Origin of the sequence: Psychrobacter immobilis, assembly GCF_904846285.1 — a bacterium.
GTDB lineage: Bacteria > Pseudomonadota > Gammaproteobacteria > Pseudomonadales > Moraxellaceae > Psychrobacter > Psychrobacter immobilis_D.
Map to the genome: position 1 here is coordinate 23965 of NZ_CAJHAD010000019.1, position 21779 is coordinate 45743.

Here is a 21779-nt window from a genome sequence, read left to right on the forward strand (position 1 = left end):
ATGGCAGCACAAAACCAATCAGCAAAAGTATTGTCAGGCGCAGGTCTACGCGGTCAAGTCGCAGGCAAGACGGCTTTATCTACCGTTGGCAAATCAGGCTCTGGTCTGACTTATCGCGGTTATGACGTATCAGAACTTGCTGACAAATGTATTTTTGAAGAAGTCGCTTACTTATTGCTATATGGCAACTTGCCAACCCAAAGCGAGCTTGATGCTTATCAGACCAAATTAAAAAGCTTACGTGGTTTGCCACAGCCATTAAAAGAAGTGCTGGAACGTATACCTGCTGCAGCGCACCCAATGGACGTGTTGCGTACCGGTTGCTCAATGCTCGGTAACTTAGAAACTGAAATGAGCTTTGATGAGGAAAACGACCAAGCAGATCGTATGCTGGCGGCATTCCCATCAATCATTAACTATTGGTACCGCTTTAGCCATGACAATGTCCGTATTGAAACAGAAACGGATGATGACACGATTGGTGGTCACTTCTTGCATCTGCTTAAAGGTGAAAAGCCAAACGAGCTACACACCAAGGTCATGAACGTATCACTTATTCTTTATGCTGAGCATGAGTTTAACGCCTCAACCTTTACCGCTCGCGTTTGTGCCTCTACCCTGTCTGACATTCATTCTTGTATCACTGGGGCGATTGGCTCATTACGTGGCCACTTGCATGGTGGCGCGAATGAAGCAGCGATGGATATGATTGAAGGCTTTAGCTCACCTGACGAAGCCGAAAAAGAGATGATGGCGATGTTGGCGCGTAAAGACAAAATCATGGGCTTTGGTCATGCTATCTATAGTGAATCAGACCCACGCAACGTCGTCATTAAAGGCTGGGCTGAAAAGCTTGCTGCTGACGTTGGTGATGAGGTGTTATACCCAGTATCAGTACGCTGTGAAGAAGTGATGTGGCGCGAAAAGAAACTGTTCTGTAATGCCGACTTTTTCCATGCTTCAGCCTATCACTTCATGGGTATTCCAACCAAACTGTTCACGCCTATCTTTGTCTGCTCACGTCTAACTGGTTGGGCAGCACATGTGTTTGAGCAACGCGCTAACAACCGTATCATTCGCCCAAGTGCGGAATATATCGGTGAAGAGTTGCGCCCAGTACCAGAGATAAGTGCGCGTTAATCTATATAACCTATATAGATTAACTATCTGGCGTAAGTCCTTATGCCAGATAAACCGTACTTAGTATAGAGAATTTAACGGTTAAGTCAGCTATGTTGACTGGCTTAACCGCTAAACCTTCTTATGAGTTTAGACTGACTTTTACTCTAGTAAAACCCTGTTTTTTTAGTAAAGCTAAGTTTTTCGCGTTTAATAATAAGTGCTAGGTAGCGCATAGATAATGCTTTGCTAAAAGAACCGCCCTTTTATAAAAAATTATCAACAATCCTTTTATAAATAGCCCTCATTGCAACTAGCCAATAGCCAAAGGTGACTTATGGACAACGCCCTCGTACAACCGATGAATGAACAATTCAAAAAGCCATTACCTGGCACAGATTTGTATTACTTTGATACCCGCGAAGCGATTGAAAGCATTGAAGCAGGTGCCTATGACAAACTGCCGTTCTGCTCAAAAGTATTGTGTGAGAACTTGGTACGTCGTTGCCCTCCAGAAGACTTAACGGCGGCGTTAGAACAGCATATCTATGGTCAGCAAGATTTAGATTTTCCTTGGTACCCTGCCCGTGTCGTTTGTCATGATATTTTAGGTCAGACGGCGTTTGTTGATTTGGCAGGTCTACGTGATGCCATCGCAGAGCAAGGTGGTGACCCATCTAAAGTAAATCCAATTGTGCCAACGCAATTAATCGTTGACCATTCACTAGCGGTTGAACATGCAGGCTTTGAAGAAAACGCTTTTGAGAAAAACCGCGCCATTGAAGAGCGTCGTAACGATGACCGCTTCCACTTTATCAACTGGTGTCAGTATGCCTTTGATAACGTCAACGTCGTACCGCCTGGTAACGGCATCATGCACCAAATTAACTTAGAGAAAATGTCGCCTGTTGTGCAAGTGGTAAAAAACAAAGCCGGTGAACAAGTAGCGTTTGCCGATACCTTGGTCGGTACGGATAGCCATACGCCAATGGTTGATGCCTTAGGTGTCATCTCTATCGGTGTTGGTGGCTTAGAAGCTGAAAGCGTGATGTTGGGTAACCCATCTTATATGCGCCTGCCTGATTACGTTGGTGTTAAGCTGACGGGCAAATTGCAAAAAGGCATTACCGGTACCGATTTGGTACTTGCTATGACCGAGTTCTTGCGTGATGCCGGCGTAGTCTCTACCTATATTGAATTCTTCGGTGAAGGTGCGCGCCAACTGAGCGTTGGTGACCGTGCTTCTATCTCCAATATGACCCCAGAATATGGCGCGACGGCGGCAATGTTCTATATCGATGAGCAAACCATCGACTATTTACGTCTCACTGGCCGTTCTGAGGCTCAAATCAAATTGGTTGAGCAGTATGCCAAGCAAACCGGTCTATGGGCTGATGGCATGGAAAATGCGGTTTATGACCGTGTGCTTGAGTTTGATTTGTCTGCAGTCGTCCGTAATATGGCAGGTCCTTCACGTCCGCATGCTCGCGTTTCAACCACGGATTTGGTTGCCAAAGGTATTGCTCACGCTCCTGAAGATAAATTACCAGAACCAAAAGATGGCTTGATGCCTGATGGCGCTGTTATTATCGCGGCCATCACTAGCTGTACCAACACCTCTAACCCTCGCAACATGGTTGCAGCGGGCTTAGTTGCTCGTAATGCTAATGAGAAAGGCTTATTACGTAAGCCCTGGGTGAAATCATCATTAGCTCCTGGTTCTAAAACGGTAAAAATGTACTTAGAAGAAGCTGGCCTGATGTCTGAGCTCCAAGAAATCGGCTTTGACGTGGTTGGTTTTGCTTGTACCACCTGTAATGGTATGAGTGGCGCGCTTGATCCTGACATCGAGAAAGAAATCATTGATAATGATTTATTCACTACCGCAGTGCTATCCGGTAACCGTAACTTTGATGGTCGTATCCATCCATATGCCAAGCAAGCATTCTTAGCGTCACCGCCATTGGTGATTGCCTATGCTATCGCCGGTAACATCCGCTTTGATATTGAAAAAGACTCGTTAGGCAAAGACCAAGACGGCAATGACGTTTATCTAAAGGACATCTGGTTCGATGATGATGAAGTTGATGCCATCGTGGCTAAAGCGGTAAAACCTGAGCAATTTAACGCTGTTTATATCCCGATGTTTGATGAAGCCAAAAAAGACACCAGCAAAGCACTTAGTCCACTCTACAACTGGCGTGATCAGACTACTTATATCCGCCGTCCGCCGTATTGGGAAGGCAAAATGGCAGCCATGAATAAGCTAAAAGGTATGCGTCCGTTAGCGGTGCTTGGTGATAACATCACCACTGACCATTTATCACCATCTAATGCTATCTTGGGTGACTCAGCAGCTGGCGAGTATCTTGACACTATGGGTTTACCGGCAGAAGACTATAATTCTTATGCGACCCATCGCGGTGACCACTTAACGGCGCAGCGTGCGACATTTGCCAATCCTAAGCTATTGAATGAGATGGTACGTGACGAGAAAGGTGAAGTAATACAAGGCTCATTAGCTAGAGTTGAGCCTGAAGGTCAAGTCATGCGTATGTGGGAAGCCATTGAAACCTATATGAACCGTGAACAGCCACTTATCATCATCGCAGGTGATGGCTATGGTCAAGGTTCAAGCCGTGACTGGGCTGCCAAAGGTGTGCGTTTAGCTGGCGTAGAAGTCGTCGTCGCAGAAGATTTTGAGCGTATCCATCGTCAAAACTTGGTCGGTATGGGCGCACTACCTTTGCAATTTAAAGAAGGTGTCAATCGTAACACCCTAAATATCGATGGTACTGAAATATTCGATATCGAAGGCGAAGTGTCTGCTGGTGGTGAGATGACATTGGTTATTAACCGCACAGATGGTACTGTCGATAAAGCCCTAGTGAAATGTCGTTTAGATACCGCTGATGAAGTTAAAATGTATAACGCTGGCGGTATGCTCCAGCGCTTTGCCAAAGAGTTTATCGATGGCACGTTAGATATCGCGTAATCATCATGAGTTTTGAATAATCAAAGAGCCGATGTTGTATAGAGTGTCTATATGGCATCGGTTTTTTAATCTTTAGCTATGACGAATAATTATCTTAGCGCTTTATCACGATAGTCAAAGTATTAATTTAACATCACGATAAAAATTCTCATGTGTGCCAATCATTAATAAGCTGAGGACAAGCTGACCATTATCAATTTGATAGGCTAATAAGGTTAGCTGCTTTAACATCTTAAACTTATGGATACGTACAGAGGATAAATCACCTACTTTCTGTATCCCTAAATTAGGATTATCTATTATGGTATGTACAGCAGCATCTAGATCGGCTTTCTGATTTTTATGTAATTTTTTAACGGCTTTCTTAAAGCTATGTGATTGAATAACACTTAAAGGCTGAGTCATCATCTATCCAAATTCGTAAGGCTCGACCATACCGGCATCGACTTCTGCTTGTGCTATCAATAGCTGACGAACAAATTCATAGGATAGATCAGGATTGTCTTCCATAATTTGGCCAATGGTTGCCCAGTGCTCTATTTGCTTTGGCGGGGTACGATGTTGTGCTTTTGAGATTGCATAGGCTTTATCAACCAGCGCTTTATTAAGACGTATGCTTGCAGTAGACATAGGATTCTCCTTATTCGATAACATTAAGCTTTGTGGTATTTTACCACAACTATAAAGTATTAACGACTATCATCCTGATAAACCAATAAAAGGAATGAAAAATGACACAACCAAACACCCCTTTCGCCCCACAAATCTCTGTCCCTGCCATCTATATGCGCGGCGGTACGTCAAAAGGGACGTTTTTTAAACTTTCTGATTTACTGGAGCGCTGCCAAGCCGCTGGCGAGTCGCGTGATAATTTCTTATTACGCGTCATTGGTAGTCCTGATCCTTATGGAAAACAAATCGACGGCTTGGGTAATGGCAGCTCTAGCACTTCAAAGACGGTTATTCTTTCAAAATCCGATAAAGCAGATCACGATGTGAATTATCTGTTTGGGCAAGTTAATATCGCAAAGCCTATGATTGATTGGGCAGGTAATTGTGGTAACTTAACCGCCGCCGTTGGTGCTTGTGCGATTAATATGGGCTTGGTCGATGTGGATAAAGTTGCGAGCAGTACGGACGACGGCATTTGTGAAGTACGCATTTGGCAAGAGAATATCAGTAAAACCATTATTGCCCATGTGCCTGTCTATCTAGACGCACAAGGCAAGGTACAAGTCCAAGAAACGGGCGACTTTGAGCTAGATGGTGTGACCTTTCCTGCTGCCGAAGTAAAGATTGAATTTATTGATCCAGTAGATTCATCCAGTGATATGTTCCCGACCAACAATCTAGTCGACGATTTTGATGTGTCTGGTTGTGGCCTAAATACCGATAACGTAAAGGCGACCTTTATCAGTGCGGGTATCCCAACCATCTTTATGAAAGCAGAAGATTTGGGCTTTACCGGTACTGAGCTGCAAGGTGATATCAACAGCGATAGCGAAACCTTGGCTAAGCTTGAAAAAATTCGTGCCAAAGGCGGTGTTGCGATGGGCTTATTTAAAGACGTCAGTGAAGCTCAAGCCAGTCAGCATATTCCAAAAATTGCTTGGGTTGCTCCTGCACAAAGTTATAGCGCATCAAGTGGTAAAGCAGTTAATGCTGATGATATTGATCTCGTTGTACGTGCGATGAGTATGGGACAACTGCATCATGCCATGATGGGCACAGCAGCGGTGGCGATAGCAGCAGCAGCGACCACGCAAGGAACGTTAGTTAATGAGGCAGCAGGTGCAGGCGAATTAGGTGAAGTTCGTTTTGGGCATCCATCAGGGACGTTATTGGTTGGCGGTAAAACAGAACAAGTTGATGGACGCTGGCAAGCCAAAAAGGTGTCGATGAGCCGCTCTGCTCGTCGTATCATGGTTGGAGAAGTGTTTGTACCAGCAGATGCGTTTTAAACGTTTATTATTTGTTCGATTTCTTTAATATTTATACTCTGAATAGCTTTTTTCTTGTGTTTGTTTTACTCTAATAAAATGCCAACTTCACCTACTCTCAATAAATCCCCACTTGATAAGAAGCCACCGCTCAAAAAAACTGAGCGGCGGGCTTTGTTGTGGGATATCCTAAAAAAGCTTGCTGTCTTTGCTCAGCCTTATCGCTTAATAATCATTGCTACCTTAATATTGACGGTGTTGGGCTCCTTTACGGCTCAGGTTAACGCCTTTGTATTGCGCTATGCTGTTGATACATTGACCGAAATCGCCACCCTTACCGAGCCTTGGGAAGCTGGCGTGCGCATGCTCACTATTATCAGTGTGGTATTGCTGACTAAAGAGATATTGTCGATATTCATCTCGTTTGGACAGCGCTTTTATGGTGAAAAGATTCGTATCAATCTCTCGCGTAATTTATCGCAAAAAATCATTGAGCGTATCTTAACTTACCGTATGGCGTTTTATACCAGTAGTGAAAACGACAGTGGCAAGCTGCAAACCCGTATCGATTATGGTGTTAGCAGTCTTACAAGCCTAGTACAGAACTTCTTTATCGATATGCTACCGCTATTTGCAAGTGCCATTGTATCGCTAATCATTATGTTTTCGACCAACTTTTGGATCGGCTTGGTTGGTCTGATTATTATCCCGATTTACTTTTTTATCAGTCAAAAACAAGCAAAGCGTTTGCAAGGTTTCCGCCGGCAGATGCGCGGCTTTAGAGAAGCCAAAAGTGGTCTTGTTATCTCGCTGATTAACTCAATCAGTGTCGTAAAGTCCTTTGTGCGCGAGTCTATCGAGGCGGAGAAGCATTTAACCATTCAAAAAGACATGACTGATAATCAGCTACGTATCCGTAGTATTGGTTTTATTTATGATGCGATAAAAACCTTTATCGAACAAATCGGTGTAGTGGCTATCATACTACTGACTTCTTATTTCGTGCTAAACGGTCAGATGACCATTGGGATGATTTTATTTCACGTCATGCTGTTTCAAAACGTCGCGGCCCCTATCCGTCAATTACATCGCATATATGATCAAATTAACAATGCGCTTACCTATGCCGAAGGATTTTTTGAGATTTTAGAGGACGATGATCAAGTTGAAAAAATCTCTGGTTTGAGTAGCAAAAACTTAAAAGGTCATATTGAGCTTAAACATGTCGATTTTACCTATCCTAATGGCACCCAAGCGCTAAAGGATGTCAGTTTTACCATCAAGCCCAATCGTATTACTGCGTTGGTGGGCTTAAGTGGTGCTGGCAAGAGTACGATTATCAATCTGTTGGTAAGATTTTATGAGCCTGACGCCGGCACGATATGCTTAGATGGTCAGAATCTAGCCGACTACGATACCCATGAGCTACGGCAAAATATCGGCTTGGTATTACAAAGCAACCATATATTCTCAGGTACGATTAGCGAAAATATCCGCTATGGGGATATGAGTGCCAGTGAGGATGATATTGTGGTTGCAGCTAAGAAAGCTTCGATTCATGAGCAAGTCATATCACTAGCAAAAGGCTATGAGAGTAGCGCAAAATCTCTATCGGGCGGACAGCAGCAACGTATTGCGCTGGCAAGGATGTTTTTAAAGGATCCGCCGATTGTGTTTTTGGATGAACCAACGGCGAGCCTAGATGCCATTGCCAGTCAACAGGTTAAGAAAAGCCTAGATTTGATTAAAAAAGATCGTACCGTGATTATGGTATCGCACAATATCGCCCAAATCATCGATGCTGATGATTTAGTGGTGATAGAAAATGGTCGCGTGGTTGAGACAGGTACTCACGAAGCACTATATGAGCAGCGCGGTAAATACTTTGAGATATTCAGTGCGATGTCGGATAGTTTAAATTTGGATAAAATCAGTCAAACCTTAAATAGTTAATGCAGGGCGAAATCGTTATAATGCTCAGTCTTTGATGCATTATTTCTGTATTTAGAATATTTATAATTTATGTTGTTACCCTATATAAGCCCTTTAAATTGTTAGAAGCTATTTGACTATGACCTGTGAATTTTCTATAAAAACCTTTGATGAGCTGACCACCGTTGATCTTTATCATATCTTAAAAGCCCGCTCACAAGTATTTGTGGTGGAGCAAAACTGCCCGTATCAAGATATGGACGAGGTGGACTTTGACTGCTTACATCTGGTCGCCCATCAAAACGAGGCCTTGATTGGCTATTGCCGCATTATCCCGCCGTCATTTAATCAAAAAAAATCTTCGGTTAATCCGTCAGGTCCGATACCGGCGATTGGCAGGGTTCTGGTGTTAGCAGAGCACCGCGGCAATGGTGTTGCCCGTCAAATAATGCTTGAGGCCATCAAGTACTGCCGCAAAAAGTATGGTAAAAAAACCATTATTATCTCCGCACAGACTTATTTGCTAAACTTTTACGAATCACTTGGGTTTATCGTTGAGGGTGAACGCTATCTTGAAGACGGTATCGAGCATGTCATCATGGTTTTACCCGTCATTAAGAAAGTAAAAGTACAAAAAGAAAGCTCAGGGATGATGAGTAGTATTCTCAGTTTTTTACTCTTAATACTGGCGCTTTTATTTATTGTTGGTTTGGTTTATCTCATGGTTTAAATTATTAAACGATAAAACAGCCTTACACGACTTCACTGTTGTTCGATATTGAGTATGCTATTTTTGATACATGGCTGATTAATAAATGTCTAAGACGACTTTATTAATCACTCAAATATTCGACTCAAGGAAGAGGTAACGACTATGTCTAATGTAGAAAGCAATGTCCGCCCAGAGTATGACGATGAAATTCAAAAAATCGCCGACTATGTGCTTAACTACTCTATCGATGCAGACTCGCCCAATAGTGCTGATGCTTGGAATACCGCCCGCTACTGTTTGATGGATACGCTGGGGTGCGGATTATTAGCACTGCGCTTTCCTGAATGTACCAAGCACCTAGGAGCCGATTGCGCTGATCAAATCACCCCTAACGGCGCGCGCGTACCCGGTACACCCCATAGACTCGACCCTATTAAAGCCGCTTTTGATATTGGCTGTATGGTGCGCTGGCTTGATTATAACGATACGTGGCTTGCGGCTGAATGGGGTCATCCTTCGGATAATTTAGGTGGTATTTTGGCAGTAGCGGACTATATCAGTCAGCAAAATGTCAGCCAAAATAAAGCACCGCTCACGATGCACGACGTACTAGAAGCGATGATTATGGCGCATGAGATTCAAGGGGTGCTTGCCTTAGAGAATTCATTCAACCGTGTGGGTCTAGACCATGTGTTCCTAGTCAAATTAGCCTCAACGGCGGTGGTCGCTAAACTCTATAAATTACCACGTGAGCGCATCATGGCGGCGATCTCGCAAGCGATTGTGGATGGTCAAGCGCTACGCACCTATCGTCATGCGCCAAATGCTGGTAGCCGTAAATCATGGGCGGCAGGTGACGCAACCAGTCGTGCGGTACGCTTGGTCGATATTACTCGTCGCGGCGAGATGGGCATCCCTGGGGCATTAACCGCTCCGCAATGGGGCTTTTATGATGTCCTGTTTAGCCATACCAATAAGGACCTAGCACTTAAACCTGAAGGCGAGCGCCGCTTTACCTTCCAGCGCGAGTTTGGTAGCTACGTGATGGAAAATATTTTGTTTAAGATAAGCTTCCCTGCCGAGTTTCATGCCCAGACCGCTTGTGAAGCGGCTGTCATTTTGCATCCACGTATCGATGATAGAATTGATGAGATTGAGAAAATCGTTCTGACTACTCATGATTCAGCCATTCGAATCATCTCCAAAGAAGGCGCGCTTGCTAATCCTGCTGATCGCGATCATTGTTTGCAATATATGGTTGCAGTGCCTTTATTGACGGGCGACTTGATGGCAGAGAATTATGAAGACGATTACCACGCGCAGCATCATATCTTGATTGATGGGCTGCGCCGTAAGATGGTTGTTGTCGAAGATGCCAGCTATTCGAAAGATTACCATGACCCAAGCAAACGCTCGATTGCCAATGCCATTCAGATATTCTTTAAAGACGGCAGCAGTACCGATAAAGTCGCTGTCGAATATCCTATTGGTCATAAACGCCGCCGCGCTGAAGGCATCCCTGTATTAGAAGCGAAATTCCGAGCAAGTTTGGCAACGCGCTTTATTGACAGTCGCTGTGCGGATATTTTTTCTCTATGTGATGATCAAAAGCGTTTGGAGCAAACCCCTGTTGATGAGTTTATGGATTTATTCGTCGCTAATTAATTTTAAAGCGTATCAATAATTCAGGCGCCTTTTTGTTTTTATTAATAGTATTTTTACCAATCTTTTACCAAGGAATGGACTCACCTGCCCAATCGACGAAACAACCAGATTGGGCGGCAGTCATACTATTAAGCACTTCTATTAAGTGTTCAGCGCTATAAGATGGCGAGAATAGCTTTTCGTCAGCCACATTGCTTTGAAAGGGTGATGATAACTGGGTATCAACCGTACCGGGTTGCATGACGACCACGCAGACAGCCTTTAGCGACCGATTCCATTCAATACTCAAATTTTTCATACCCATATTCAGTGCCGCTTTACTCATACGGTAGCTGTACCAACCGCCAAGCTCATTGTCACTAATACTACCCACACGAGCCGATATGGTCGCAAAGACTGCAGGGTTGTCAGCGTCACGTTCAGCTTTTGCAAGTAATGGCTTGATATGCTTGGCAATAAGCAGACTGGCTAAGGCATTAATCTGCATATTCTGTAAAAAAAAGTCAGTCTCTAGTTGTCGTAGCGCTTTTTCTGGTTGATTATTTGGCGTATGCAATAACCCCACACAGTTAATCACCCAATCGATATGAGTGGCTTGCTGCTTAATCTCAGTAACGGCTTGTTCAATGCTTTTCTCATTGCTGACATCAATCGGTAACCAGTGCAAATTATCGGCGGTAAAGTCAGGCTGATTTGTATGATAAGTGGCAAATATTTTTCCGTTGCCATTGCTTTTATTATTAGCAGTCATCTCTATTAGCTGTTTAACAATCGCCTGACCAATACCGCCGCTACCGCCAACGATTAAGTAGTTTTTTGTATTCATAAAGCACTCCTTATTGCTATCTGTATTATGAGCTGTTGCTAACATGCATTCATTTTGGCGTATTTACTTTACATTTACTATGCTAAAACGCTAAGAATAATAGAAGTTATCGCTATTCTATATAGGCTACAATAATCACTGATGGGTAAATACTCGACATCTATCAATTGAGATGTCTAAATGCCGTTAACCTTCTTAACCTTTTAACTTTAACAAACGCCTTTATACGGATATCATCGCCCTATGCTATCGCCCCAAGACCAATTGACCGAGCTGGTACGGACGCTTGAGACGCAGCAACATGTCTTTGCCACTGACCCGCTACTCATCACAGAAAAACTGCAAGGTGAGGATGGGAAACCCATTCAAAAGTTGCATCGCCGCGCCTCGCGTATCGATAGTAACGGTGCGCTGGCACGTGTGCTCGGTAAAATTGATGGTCGTATCAAAGGCATTATGCTGGTTATGAGCGTGGTGTGGTGTATCTCGGGGTTTTTGGGATTGTTTACCCTACTACAGACCAATGTAGTGAATTTCTTTTATGTGCTGGTCTGTCTGCTTGGGTTTCATACGATTATGCTGTTAGGCTGGCTAGTCATGACTTTGATTAATCAAGGTAAGCAGTCGTCAAATTGGTTTGCCAATTTTGTCAGTCCTAGCTATCTTATCCGTGGCAAGGACGATGTTACCAAGGCAGCAGTTGACTTGTACGAGCGTCAATTACAACATAGCGGTATGCGCTGGTATTTAGGACGCTTTAGCCATCAATTATGGCTAGCTACCTTGACTGGTATGCTGTTGGCGATCATATTTTTATTGATTGTGCGTCAGTATAGCTTTAGCTGGGAGTCGACATTACTCTCTGATCAGGCGCTTATCACTTTGACTCAAGTACTCGGCTGGTTACCAAGTATGGTAGGATTTACAGTACCGGACAGTGCCGCTATCGTTCAGAGCCGTTTAGTGACTGACGCTATGCCCTTATCGATGGCGCGGCAATGGGCCGGCTTATTGGTCGGTAGCTTGCTGATGTACGGTATTGTACCAAGGGCGATTGCTTGGGCATTTTGCGCATTGATGTTCCGCCGTAAAAAGATGCGCTTGGATATCAAGCAGCCCTATTACCAAAAGATTCTGAACTTTTGGCAGCGTCATGTGGTCGATGAAGATGATTTTAAAGCAGCGCCCGCCCCTGTCGCGCCAAAAGCGACGGTTAGTACTGGTAAGAAACTGGTTGCTTTACTTGAATACCCATCACAGCAGGATAATTGGTGGCAATCAGGACTTAATGCCGATATTAGTAACGTTAGTAATGTTGAGAACTTCGGTATTCTTGACGACCGTGATGATATGGATCGATTAACGACTTACTTGGATAGCCATCGGGTTCAAGTACTATTAGGTATTCATAGCAAGGCTTTACCCGACCGAGGTACGCTGCGTAAACTTGATCGTATTGCCGAACATGCCGCAGACGGCCTTATTGTACAACTGCTCAGTGATATCAAAACTGCTAACACTAACTTGCAAGAGCAAGACTCAGAAAACCAAGACGTTCGTTATCAGCAATGGCAAACCGCCCTTGCCGCTCGAAAAATTGGCTTGGTTTAGCTTGGTTACGTCCTCTAATATCGATACTCAATAATATTAATAATAAGATTCTATTATGAATAATCAAAACAACAATCAAGATAATGCCAAACCTGTCGGTCTCTTTGCCGATGAAGCCTATGAGCCAACACCCGACTTAGAAAACGATTCAAAGCATACTAATACAGAGCTATCGTTGAATAAACAGACATTGGAAAAACAAGTATCAGATGAGCAAGCGCTACCTGTTAATACTGCCTCTAAAAAAACCATTGCCAGTGGCGAAGCACTCAAATTAGCGGTCGTTGGTCATACCAATACGGGTAAAACATCACTATTACGCACCTTACTACGTGATGTTTATTTTGGGGAAGTAAAAAACGAAGCAGCGACCACCCGACATGTAGAGCAAGCAAAATTGACCGACAGCCAAACGGGCGAAGTATTGGTGGTGCTTTATGACACACCAGGTTTAGAAGATGCTTCAGGGTTAATGGATTGGCTAGAAGACAACACTGCCAGTCGCCGTGATGGTATTGAGCGTTTGCAGCAGTTTTTGGTGGCAGATATCGCGCGAGGTAGTGAAAGTGAAAGTAATGTGTCGAACGATTATGACTATAGCCAAGAAGCCAAAGTAATCCGTCAGCTGCTGGCAAGTGATATGGCTATATATGTTGTTGATGCGCGTGAGCCAGTATTGGGTAAGTATAAAGATGAGCTGGCCATTTTATCTTGGGCAGCGATACCTGTGATGCCAGTATTTAATTTCACGGATAGTCAGGACGCCAATATCGACGAATGGCAAACGATGCTAGCAAGACGCAATTTGCACATCTCAACACGTTTTGACTCAGTGGCTTTTGAGTTCGAAGATGAAATGCGTCTATGGCAAAATTTAGCCACCATGCTTACCCACTCTGAGATGCTTGAGCAGTTGATGCTGCGACGCACTGAAAACTGGGCACAGCTATATGATGAGGCCAATATTATCATCGCTGATTTTTTATTAAATGTGGCGGCTTTCGTTCGTGAAATTACTGAAGATGATGACCCAATGCCAGTGCTCGAGCAAATGCAAGAAGCGGTCAGACAGAGTGAACGGGCAATGCAGCACAATCTGCTTAACTTATATAAATTTTATGATAACGCCGTGGCAGCAACGCCGCTTGAGTTACAAGCTTATCAGCAAGACCCTTTTGACCCTGAACTGCTCAAAAGCTATGGTATTCGCACGACATCGGGTGCAGCAGCGGGCGCATTATTAGGCTTGGGCATTGATGCGGCAGCACTGGGTACTACTTTAGGTTTGGGCGCGGCCATTGGCGGTATCGCAGGCGGGCTATTATCGAATACCAGTAGTATCGCTGATAGAATCACTGGGGTAAAACGTTTGTATATCGACCCTGCTACCCTAACCTTGCTCGCCACGCGAGCGATAGATTTACTCACCGCCCTGCGTCATCGTGGTCATGCGGCAACAGATGCCACCCAACTGATATATAGCGCCGCAAAAAATGATGCTGAAATGTCAAATAACGACAATGAAGATAATGTCGTGACGCCATGGCCGCCACATAAATTACCAAGTGAGCTTAAAAAAGCTCGCGGCAAACCGCAGTGGTCGTCGCTTAGTAGCGGTAAGTCCGAACAGGCTCAGCTACTGCGTACAGATATGGCATGGTCGCTGGCAAGTAAATTACAATTATATAAGCCTGAGCATTAACAGTCGATTTATTATATTTTTCAAATAACCTTTACGATGATGGGCGTAATAGCATACTTAATGCTTCAGTACCGCGTACGTCTGTTTGCTGCAAGTAGATTGGATACAGTGGATAATTGGTAAACGTGTTTTCAATATCCTGCAGCAATTGCTGTTGCCGCTCGGCACGAAGACGCCAAAAATCATCTGACTGCGCGGTTGCTATCAGCTGATTGATGACTACCGCGGCTGGTTTGAGTTTACTCTCTTCCAGTTGTTCGATAGCGCGTTTGGTTTCTGCTAATGGCAATACGTCGGCAGTCATCACTAAAACAATCGCTGTCTTTGTACGGTCATGGAGTAATGTTCCTGCTTGTCGAAACAGCTGTTTACGTTTTTCTAGAACTGCTACCGCTTGCTCCCAGCGGTCAGGCTTTTTTGCTGCAAACGGATTGGATATATCATGTTTCTGATTGCTGCTCTGATTTTTATCTCTTTGGTTATGGCTGTCTAAATGGTTTGCTACTGAGCGTAATTTTGCCTGTCGCCGTTGCTGTGCTAGCAGCCCATCTGTCCACGCGCCCATCATCTCTGGCAATACGAGTAAGCGCAATGTATGCCCAGTTGGTGCGGTATCAAATATGATATGTTCATAATTGGCATCTGCAGCCGTGATTAAATGCTGACACATAGATTCGAGCATAGCCGCTTCTTGTGCGCCAGGTGCCGACTTTGATAGTCGCAGGTGCTCACGGATTTTGGGCATCATATCTGGATTGGCATAAGATTTAATGGTGGATTCAACTTGAGCAAAATGCGCATCAACGATGACATCGGGGTTGAGCTCAATTGCATCAAGATACGGCGTGATGGCAGTTTTTTCGTTATTGAGCCGTATATTTAACACATCACCCAAGCTATGCGCTGGATCGGTTGAGACAATCAAGGTCTTTTTTTGCTGGCTCGCATAATAACTGGCCAGTGCCGCGGCAGTCGTGGTTTTACCGACTCCGCCTTTGCCGCCAATAAATATGATAGGTTGCGTCGATAGTTGGTCTACTAATCCATGTAGAGGATGTAATGCCATATTGGTATCTCAATTTTAATTCACATGACTTTTAATCATTTATCTTTTATCATTTTTTTCTATAAAGCGTACTAACAGCAACCGATGTGGTCAAAGGGGCATTTATCCATACCCATGCGTGTATGCCATTCATGGAAGTTTTCTAAAAATAGAGGCTGTAACTCTAAGGTATAAAAGCTGGCGGGATTATCAATGCCTAGACTCTCTGCAAACATCAGCAGCATAAAGAAATCTTCTTCATCACGTGCCGCGCGTGCCATCGTCTGGCGATAAGGGGCATGATAAAACTCATTTAATCCTGCCGCAAAACGTTGCCACCATGGTGCTTTGTCTTCTAATTGCTTTGTCTTGCCTTCTAGCTCTTTTGGTATCGGGTTATCTTCCATGATTTACTCACTTCTGCTTATTTCTTACCATCTATCATGCCTATCTCTATGATGCCTATCTCATACAAAAAACGCCAGCAATTGCTGCTAGCGCTTTTTATTGATACAAGTGTATATGATAGCTTTTAATCTCAATTAGGAATCCGTTTTACCTTTATGTAATGTCCATTCTTTACGCAGTACAGATAGACTCTCGAACGTTACTAGAATCGTTGCGATCAAGATAATAATGTCCATAATGATAAGCAGCCAATTGCCATCTGTAAAAAAGGTTTTTAGCTGAATCAATAAGGCAAAGACAGTCATAACGAGCAAGAATGACAAGGGTGCTAAGGTGTACCAAACTGGCTTACCTTTACGTAATAATATAATCGTGACAATCATGAGGGTTAAAGCCGCCATGAGCTGATTGGTAGTACCAAATAATGGCCAGATAATCATGCCACCTGCACCATCAATACCACCGGCGCCAAATGCTAATAATAGACAGCTGCCGACGGCAAGAAAAGTAGCTACGACACTCTTACTTAGCACTGGAATATTATAAAACTCACCAAACTCTTGGAAGATATAACGTTGTAAACGGACGCCAGTATCCATCGTGGTGCCGGCAAATAAGGCGGCCATGACAGTCAGCATCGTTTGTGAAAGTACCATATCGATACCAACGCCTGCATTTAATATGGTCGCACCACCATCAATAAAGGCACCGATAGAACCGTCGCCAAATTTTTGATAAACCGCTTGCCAATCGCCGAGTGTCGCAAAACCTGCGGTCGCAGCAAGAATGGCACCCAACGCGAGCATGCCTTCACCCATAGCACCAAAATAACCAACAAAGCGCACATCGCCTTCTTTATCAATCTGCTTAGAAGTCGTCCCGGTCGCCACTAAGCCATGGAATCCTGAGATAGCCCCACAAGCAATAGTAACGAACAATAATGGCATTAATGAAGGCGTACCGATGGGCAAATCGTGATTAATCGCTGGCGCGACAATGTTTGGCGTCGCAATAAATACGGCTGCATACAATAAAATCAAACCAACAAATAATTGTAGCCCATTAATATAATCGCGCGGCTGCAGTAGCATCCATACTGGTAATAATGAGGCAATCGCGGCATAGGCAAATAAGATAATAATCCATATGGCGTTATCAGGTAGTCCCATAAAGGTCTCTGGTAACACGACTGGGAACATGGGACCGAGATAGATCAGTCCATATAAAGCGACGACGCCAATGATGGATACCCAAACCAGATTCATCTTATAACGATAAATACACTGACCGATAATAAAGGCCACAACCAATGCGCCCCAGACAGGTAACACAGAAGACGGCGTTTTTATCATCATATTGGCAATAGCGACGCCAAATACCGCGTTCACCATTAATAATAATAGAAAAATAACCACCATCATTAAGCTACGCACACGTGTGCCCATGACGGTACCAGCAATCGAGCCAATAGATTGACCTTTATTGCGCATACTGGCCCAAATGGCTGACATATCATGTACGCCTGCCATAAAAATGGTGCCTAAAACTACCCAAATAATGGCGGGCACCCAGCCCCAAATAACCGCAATCGCAGGACCGATAATTGGTGCCGCTCCTGCTACAGAGGTAAAATGATGCCCCCACAATACATATTTATTGGTGGGAATATAATCTACCCCATCTTTCATCGTATGGGCTGGCGTGGGACGACTGTTATCCAAGGCCAAAATCTTAGTGGCGATAAATTTTGAGTAAAATAGATAACCGCAAAGCATTGCGGCCACACCAACCACCAGTACAATAGCACTATTCATCTTATCTCTCCCTAGACAAGTATTAGATAGCCTTATAAGTTCAAGCTTTTTAAATCAAAATCTTAAAAATATGCTAGATTAGTGAGCAGTGAGTGACTCGGCTCACTGTTTTTCGAGAAACAGTTGTTAAGAAAACAGCTATTAAGGAAATAACAGCACATCTTCTTATCATTAACGGCTAACAAAGCATCGCATTTTAAGATTCAGACACCTGGCTAATTAGCCATGAAGGATGATGAGTCTTTACTTATTCTGTGGTTTAAATAGTAACTTATTTAACAGTGAATGTAACGTTGGTGAAACATTAAAAACAATAAATACAGGGATTAAAATGACACATTATTTTGGATTCGTACCTTCAGATGAATTGAAAGCATTGATTATTGAGGCAGAACAAGTCGTTGAATCAAACGACAAAACAGATTATTACCCATATCGTGACGCCCTGACCCATCAAACGGCGCGCGACCTTACGGATAAATTATTGGTTGGACTGGTAGATATTATTCCAAATCCTGAGCGCCAAGCCTCTATGCGTAAAATCGTTGGTACGATTGAACGGGCGACGGATACCCTACTTAATATTCTATTGGGTAAAGAAAACAACGAAGAAGTGATGCCAAGCTTTCATTTTTTAAGGGATCAAGCGACCTTTATTGATAATGAAGGTGTGAAGCGTATCGGTTTTAAATTGTCAGATGCAGATGCTAAAATCATTGATGACGGTTTTGCGGCAATTACACCCGAACACGTTGATAGAGTGGCATTTAAAAAGGCACTTGAGACTGTAAATGAAGAGACTTTAACGCATTTTATCAGTCGCTACTCTGAAACGTTGAAACTTGGCATGATTAAACGCAAATCTGTGCCAATGGCAAAGGCAGCTATCGATAAAGGTATGAGCATGGCATTAAACAAACTGCTACCTGATCTACCTGATGCATCATTAAACCGTTTGGCGAATTATTACCGTCCTTTTATCGTAAAAAAGCCTGAATAACGAATATTATGTTTTTATTAAGACTGTAGTGTTGGGCAAATTTGCTAAAATTTGCTAAAATAGGCGGCACTTTTATCAAAGGCGCAACTCATGACCCAAATTAGTAATCAAGAAATCGAAAAAACCCTGCGCAACTCAGAGTGCCTAATCAGCAGTATCGAAGTAGCCGCTGCTTATGAGCGCCTTGCCGCCCAACTCAACTTGCATTATGCCGGTTTAAACCCAATTGTTATGGTCGTTATGAACGGTGGACTTATCCCAGCCGGTCAGTTACTGACGCATCTGACTTTTTACCATCGCATGCATTATATCCATGCGTCACGCTATCGTGATAACGCCGGTACCAATGAGCTTGATTGGAAATTCAAACCTGATGTGAGCATTGAAGGCGAACACGTCTTATTGATTGATGATATTTTTGACGAAGGTATCACCCTAAAAGCCATCGTTGAAGAATTGGGTAAAGAAAATCCGTTATCTATTGAGTCTTGTGTGTTGCTAAATAAAGAGCACGATCGCAAGGTTGCAGACTTTGATGTTGATTTCGTTGGTATCAATGTCGCAGACCGTTATGTCTATGGCTGTGGTATGGATTTCCATGGTTACTTGCGCCATTTGCCTGGTATCTATGCTATTAAAGAAGACAAAATGTAAATCTGAAAATTCAAGTTTAAAAAAGCATCCAAATCGGATGCTTTTTTTACGCTATTTTTTCACCTTTTTATAACATTCAACGAACTGATAATCTTAAAAGGTAGAATCAACCGCCTACTCTAGCAGTTTTTCAAACTGTAAGCTTAGTCCAGTTTGACGCATCGTTGGTGTTGATAATGCAGAGGTCAATGCCGAGGCGGTGCTAAAAATAGAAACTTGTTTTTTAGCGCGTGTGACAGCCGTATAAATTAACTCTTGGCTTAATAAGCGTGCATTATTATCATCGAAGCTAATCGCTACATGGTCAAATTCCGACCCTTGGGATTTATGAATGGTCATCGCATACGCAGTCGCAATCATCTCATCACTTAGCATATTGATATTAACACCCTGCTTTTTGTTCTCAAAAAATACCTGTAGTCGCCCCTTTTCTACTTGCAGACAGATACCGATATCACCGTTAAATAGCCCTAGCTCATAATTATTTTGCAATACCATGACTGGACGACCGTGATACCAAGGTGATTTGGAAAGTGGTAGCTTTAACTGAGTCTTATGCTGCTCGCTCAGATAATTATTGATGTAATGGTCACCGCAGCGGCCATGATGCCCAGCCGTTAAAACTCGAAAACGATTAAGTAGCTCTATAAGCTCACCAAACTCAGTAAGATATTCTTTAGTTGGTATGGATTTCGCTATTTTGATCTTAGTTAGTGTTTTTTTCGTTTGGATGAAGTATTCAAGGTAATTATTTGATAGTGTTTTGAGAAATTTATAATTACTTAGGCTATTTTCTATCTTATTATTAATTCTGCTGCTGTTAGTTTCTTCATTATTGCCCGCTGTCAGATGATAAAAACTTAATGCGTCATCCTTTTGAAGAAGCTGCCAAACAGCGTCCATATTTTCGCTGCGGTTTTGACTCTTATCTGTTTGATTAATCAGTTTAGCAAGCTTACCAATGCCTGAGTCCTCTTTAAACCGGCGGCTGGCAATTAAACGTTGGTGCACGTCTTGTAGCGCCTCTATACAGCACAGATCTGCCAATACAGCCCCCGCATCGACCGCTGCTAGCTGATTGGCGTCACCAAGTAGTATCAGCCGCGCATTGGGTTTTATGGCGCTCACTAGATGATTAGCGAGCTCTACACCAAGCATCGAAGCTTCATCAACGATGACGATATCTTCACTGAGTGGATTATCCTCATAATAGCGCGGGCGCCCGCCCTGCCCAATGCCGAGCAAGCGATGTATGGTCTTCGCCTCTGGCAGTTGCATAGAGACACCTGCTTGCTGTATGGCATTCTGCAACGACTCTTGCATACGTTGCGCCGCCTTCCCCGTCGGAGCCGCTAATGCTAAATTGGCTTTTGACTCACTACCCTGCTCGTCTGCCGCTTGTTCTTGCTGTAATGCCATGACTAACTGGGCAACGGTAAAGGTCTTGCCGGTCCCTGGCCCGCCAGTGATAATACTAAATGCCGAGCGATTGGCCATATGGATAGCATCTTGCTGCTCATCAATTAACGACGAACTTAGTTTAATCGGTAGCTCAATAAGGCTTTGATTTTTAATACGCAACACATGCTGCGCCAGAGCGAATTCTGCTTGCCAAGTACGATGCAGCCATAAGGTTATTTTTATAGATCGATTGTTTAAGTCCTCGTTTATTTGAAAGACAATGGGACTGGTAATATCGTTTTTATCTTTGGTGTTGTTATTAAAAAGTGGGTGTTTATTTAATAACCCACTGAAACTACTTAGGCTATTTTCTTTCGAGTCAGTACTACTAGCTGTACCTTTTAGCGAATGGTAAAGCTTCACGCAAGCTTTTCGGCGCTGCTCTAATATGCGTTTGTCATAGGCTGACAGTATGGATTGACGCATCGCTGTCTCCCATAATGACTCATCTTCTAGCAACTCTGCAGCCGATATTTCTGCCATATTTGTGTTGGTGAATGCCGACCACAGTGGCTGTACTAAAGGTTGTAATAGCTGTTGCTGCCAAGCAAATAGCCCATTATCGGCATTCATAGCCTCACCGCTTGCGACGTTATCAAAAGCATCAAGCACTAGGACGGTATGCCCTTCCTCTAAACGCTGCACCAGCACTTCAAATAGCGTCTCAAACAACCAATCTTGCATATCACCCGACTTGTCAGAGCTATTGGGTAGTAGCTGACTTTGATAGGCAGTCTGCGTTTGTGCGCGGCGCTGCAATAAGTACTGGCTAATCGTCGTCGCCCAACTATTGCCAGCGTCATCACCGACAGTATTTTTAGCACTACTGGTTGCTTTTGCTGGCCTGCTCACGCTGTTTATACTTTTAGCATCGCTCATTATTTATCCATTTTTA

Annotated in this window: 17 protein-coding genes; 10 read left to right on the plus strand and 7 right to left on the minus strand. The window is 43.5% G+C overall.

The features are described from left to right. Both prpC and acnD read left to right on the plus strand, forming a co-directional pair. Nucleotides 1–1140, plus strand: coding sequence for a 2-methylcitrate synthase (gene prpC, locus JMX13_RS10685; RefSeq protein WP_201612468.1), 1140 nt, complete (start codon nt 1–3; stop codon nt 1138–1140). 340 nt (nt 1141–1480) lie between these two features. Next, the gene (gene acnD / locus JMX13_RS10690; RefSeq protein ID WP_201612501.1) at nt 1481–4114 is read left to right on the plus strand and encodes a Fe/S-dependent 2-methylisocitrate dehydratase AcnD; all 2634 of its coding nucleotides are present in this window, start codon (nt 1481–1483) and stop codon (nt 4112–4114) included. 114 nt (nt 4115–4228) lie between these two features. On the opposite strand, the gene JMX13_RS10695 is transcribed toward acnD, so the two are convergent. Then, nucleotides 4229–4519: a type II toxin-antitoxin system RelE/ParE family toxin gene (locus JMX13_RS10695; protein WP_201612502.1), complete on the minus strand. Its 291-nt coding sequence runs from the start codon at nt 4517–4519 to the stop codon at nt 4229–4231. A gap of 3 nt (nt 4520–4522) precedes the next feature. After that, nucleotides 4523–4744, minus strand: coding sequence for a TA system antitoxin ParD family protein (locus JMX13_RS10700; protein WP_068404729.1), 222 nt, complete (start codon nt 4742–4744; stop codon nt 4523–4525). Nucleotides 4745–4845: 101 nt separating this feature from the next. Between JMX13_RS10700 and prpF the strand changes: the two genes are divergently transcribed. The 4 genes from prpF to JMX13_RS10720 all read left to right on the plus strand — a co-directional run bounded on the left by prpF (nt 4846) and on the right by JMX13_RS10720 (nt 10363). Beyond that, a complete protein-coding gene (gene prpF / locus JMX13_RS10705; RefSeq protein ID WP_201612470.1) occupies nt 4846–6075 on the plus strand; it encodes a 2-methylaconitate cis-trans isomerase PrpF in 1230 nt (409 codons plus the stop codon). A gap of 78 nt (nt 6076–6153) precedes the next feature. Further along, the gene (locus JMX13_RS10710; protein WP_227686293.1) at nt 6154–8007 is read left to right on the plus strand and encodes an ABC transporter ATP-binding protein; all 1854 of its coding nucleotides are present in this window, start codon (nt 6154–6156) and stop codon (nt 8005–8007) included. 118 nt (nt 8008–8125) lie between these two features. Next, entirely contained in the window at nt 8126–8716 is a 591-nt protein-coding gene (locus JMX13_RS10715; RefSeq protein WP_201612471.1) for a GNAT family N-acetyltransferase, read from the plus strand. 144 nt (nt 8717–8860) lie between these two features. Beyond that, nucleotides 8861–10363 carry a bifunctional 2-methylcitrate dehydratase/aconitate hydratase gene (locus tag JMX13_RS10720; protein WP_201612474.1) on the plus strand — a complete coding sequence of 501 codons (1503 nt, stop codon included), beginning with the start codon at nt 8861–8863 and terminating at the stop codon, nt 10361–10363. A gap of 64 nt (nt 10364–10427) precedes the next feature. Here JMX13_RS10720 and JMX13_RS10725 read toward each other — a convergent pair whose 3' ends face one another. Beyond that, entirely contained in the window at nt 10428–11189 is a 762-nt protein-coding gene (locus JMX13_RS10725; protein WP_201612476.1) for an SDR family oxidoreductase, read from the minus strand. A 243-nt stretch (nt 11190–11432) separates the two neighbouring features. Between JMX13_RS10725 and JMX13_RS10730 the strand changes: the two genes are divergently transcribed. Then, nucleotides 11433–12800: a DUF2868 domain-containing protein gene (locus tag JMX13_RS10730; protein ID WP_201612478.1), complete on the plus strand. Its 1368-nt coding sequence runs from the start codon at nt 11433–11435 to the stop codon at nt 12798–12800. 55 nt (nt 12801–12855) lie between these two features. Further along, nucleotides 12856–14502 (plus strand): DUF3482 domain-containing protein, encoded by a 1647-nt coding sequence (locus JMX13_RS10735; protein WP_201612480.1) that lies wholly within the window; start codon nt 12856–12858, stop codon nt 14500–14502. A 31-nt stretch (nt 14503–14533) separates the two neighbouring features. Here JMX13_RS10735 and JMX13_RS10740 read toward each other — a convergent pair whose 3' ends face one another. The 3 genes from JMX13_RS10740 to JMX13_RS10750 form a co-directional block, all read right to left on the minus strand. Further along, nucleotides 14534–15568: an ArsA family ATPase gene (locus JMX13_RS10740; protein ID WP_201612482.1), complete on the minus strand. Its 1035-nt coding sequence runs from the start codon at nt 15566–15568 to the stop codon at nt 14534–14536. 71 nt (nt 15569–15639) lie between these two features. Next, nucleotides 15640–15954: a cory-CC-star protein gene (locus tag JMX13_RS10745; RefSeq protein ID WP_201612484.1), complete on the minus strand. Its 315-nt coding sequence runs from the start codon at nt 15952–15954 to the stop codon at nt 15640–15642. 135 nt (nt 15955–16089) lie between these two features. Then, nucleotides 16090–17769: a carbon starvation protein A gene (locus JMX13_RS10750; RefSeq protein WP_201542911.1), complete on the minus strand. Its 1680-nt coding sequence runs from the start codon at nt 17767–17769 to the stop codon at nt 16090–16092. 331 nt (nt 17770–18100) lie between these two features. On the opposite strand from JMX13_RS10750, the gene JMX13_RS10755 reads away from it, so the two are divergent. Next, on the plus strand, nt 18101–18769 hold the full coding sequence (locus tag JMX13_RS10755) for a hypothetical protein (RefSeq protein WP_201612486.1): 669 nt from the start codon (nt 18101–18103) through the stop codon (nt 18767–18769). 90 nt (nt 18770–18859) lie between these two features. Continuing rightward, complete coding sequence (locus JMX13_RS10760; RefSeq protein WP_201542913.1) at nt 18860–19423, plus strand: hypoxanthine-guanine phosphoribosyltransferase; 564 nt, start codon at nt 18860–18862, stop codon at nt 19421–19423. Nucleotides 19424–19537: 114 nt separating this feature from the next. Here the strand turns inward: JMX13_RS10760 and recD are convergent, their stop codons facing one another. Next, entirely contained in the window at nt 19538–21763 is a 2226-nt protein-coding gene (gene recD / locus JMX13_RS10765; RefSeq protein WP_201612488.1) for an exodeoxyribonuclease V subunit alpha, read from the minus strand. Nucleotides 21764–21779 lie beyond the last annotated feature (16 nt).

What these genes read in the sequence shown, in the direction of transcription:
- prpC (WP_201612468.1), top strand. Translation starts at nt 1, where the DNA reads ATGGCAGCACAAAACCAATCAGCAAAAGTATTGTCAGGCGCAGGTCTA.
- acnD (WP_201612501.1), top strand. Translation starts at nt 1,481, where the DNA reads ATGAATGAACAATTCAAAAAGCCATTACCTGGCACAGATTTGTATTAC.
- JMX13_RS10695 (WP_201612502.1), bottom strand. Translation starts at nt 4,519, where the DNA reads ATGACTCAGCCTTTAAGTGTTATTCAATCACATAGCTTTAAGAAAGCC.
- JMX13_RS10700 (WP_068404729.1), bottom strand. Translation starts at nt 4,744, where the DNA reads ATGTCTACTGCAAGCATACGTCTTAATAAAGCGCTGGTTGATAAAGCC.
- prpF (WP_201612470.1), top strand. Translation starts at nt 4,846, where the DNA reads ATGACACAACCAAACACCCCTTTCGCCCCACAAATCTCTGTCCCTGCC.
- JMX13_RS10710 (WP_227686293.1), top strand. Translation starts at nt 6,154, where the DNA reads ATGCCAACTTCACCTACTCTCAATAAATCCCCACTTGATAAGAAGCCA.
- JMX13_RS10715 (WP_201612471.1), top strand. Translation starts at nt 8,126, where the DNA reads ATGACCTGTGAATTTTCTATAAAAACCTTTGATGAGCTGACCACCGTT.
- JMX13_RS10720 (WP_201612474.1), top strand. Translation starts at nt 8,861, where the DNA reads ATGTCTAATGTAGAAAGCAATGTCCGCCCAGAGTATGACGATGAAATT.
- JMX13_RS10725 (WP_201612476.1), bottom strand. Translation starts at nt 11,189, where the DNA reads ATGAATACAAAAAACTACTTAATCGTTGGCGGTAGCGGCGGTATTGGT.
- JMX13_RS10730 (WP_201612478.1), top strand. Translation starts at nt 11,433, where the DNA reads ATGCTATCGCCCCAAGACCAATTGACCGAGCTGGTACGGACGCTTGAG.
- JMX13_RS10735 (WP_201612480.1), top strand. Translation starts at nt 12,856, where the DNA reads ATGAATAATCAAAACAACAATCAAGATAATGCCAAACCTGTCGGTCTC.
- JMX13_RS10740 (WP_201612482.1), bottom strand. Translation starts at nt 15,568, where the DNA reads ATGGCATTACATCCTCTACATGGATTAGTAGACCAACTATCGACGCAA.
- JMX13_RS10745 (WP_201612484.1), bottom strand. Translation starts at nt 15,954, where the DNA reads ATGGAAGATAACCCGATACCAAAAGAGCTAGAAGGCAAGACAAAGCAA.
- JMX13_RS10750 (WP_201542911.1), bottom strand. Translation starts at nt 17,769, where the DNA reads ATGAATAGTGCTATTGTACTGGTGGTTGGTGTGGCCGCAATGCTTTGC.
- JMX13_RS10755 (WP_201612486.1), top strand. Translation starts at nt 18,101, where the DNA reads ATGACACATTATTTTGGATTCGTACCTTCAGATGAATTGAAAGCATTG.
- JMX13_RS10760 (WP_201542913.1), top strand. Translation starts at nt 18,860, where the DNA reads ATGACCCAAATTAGTAATCAAGAAATCGAAAAAACCCTGCGCAACTCA.
- recD (WP_201612488.1), bottom strand. Translation starts at nt 21,763, where the DNA reads ATGAGCGATGCTAAAAGTATAAACAGCGTGAGCAGGCCAGCAAAAGCA.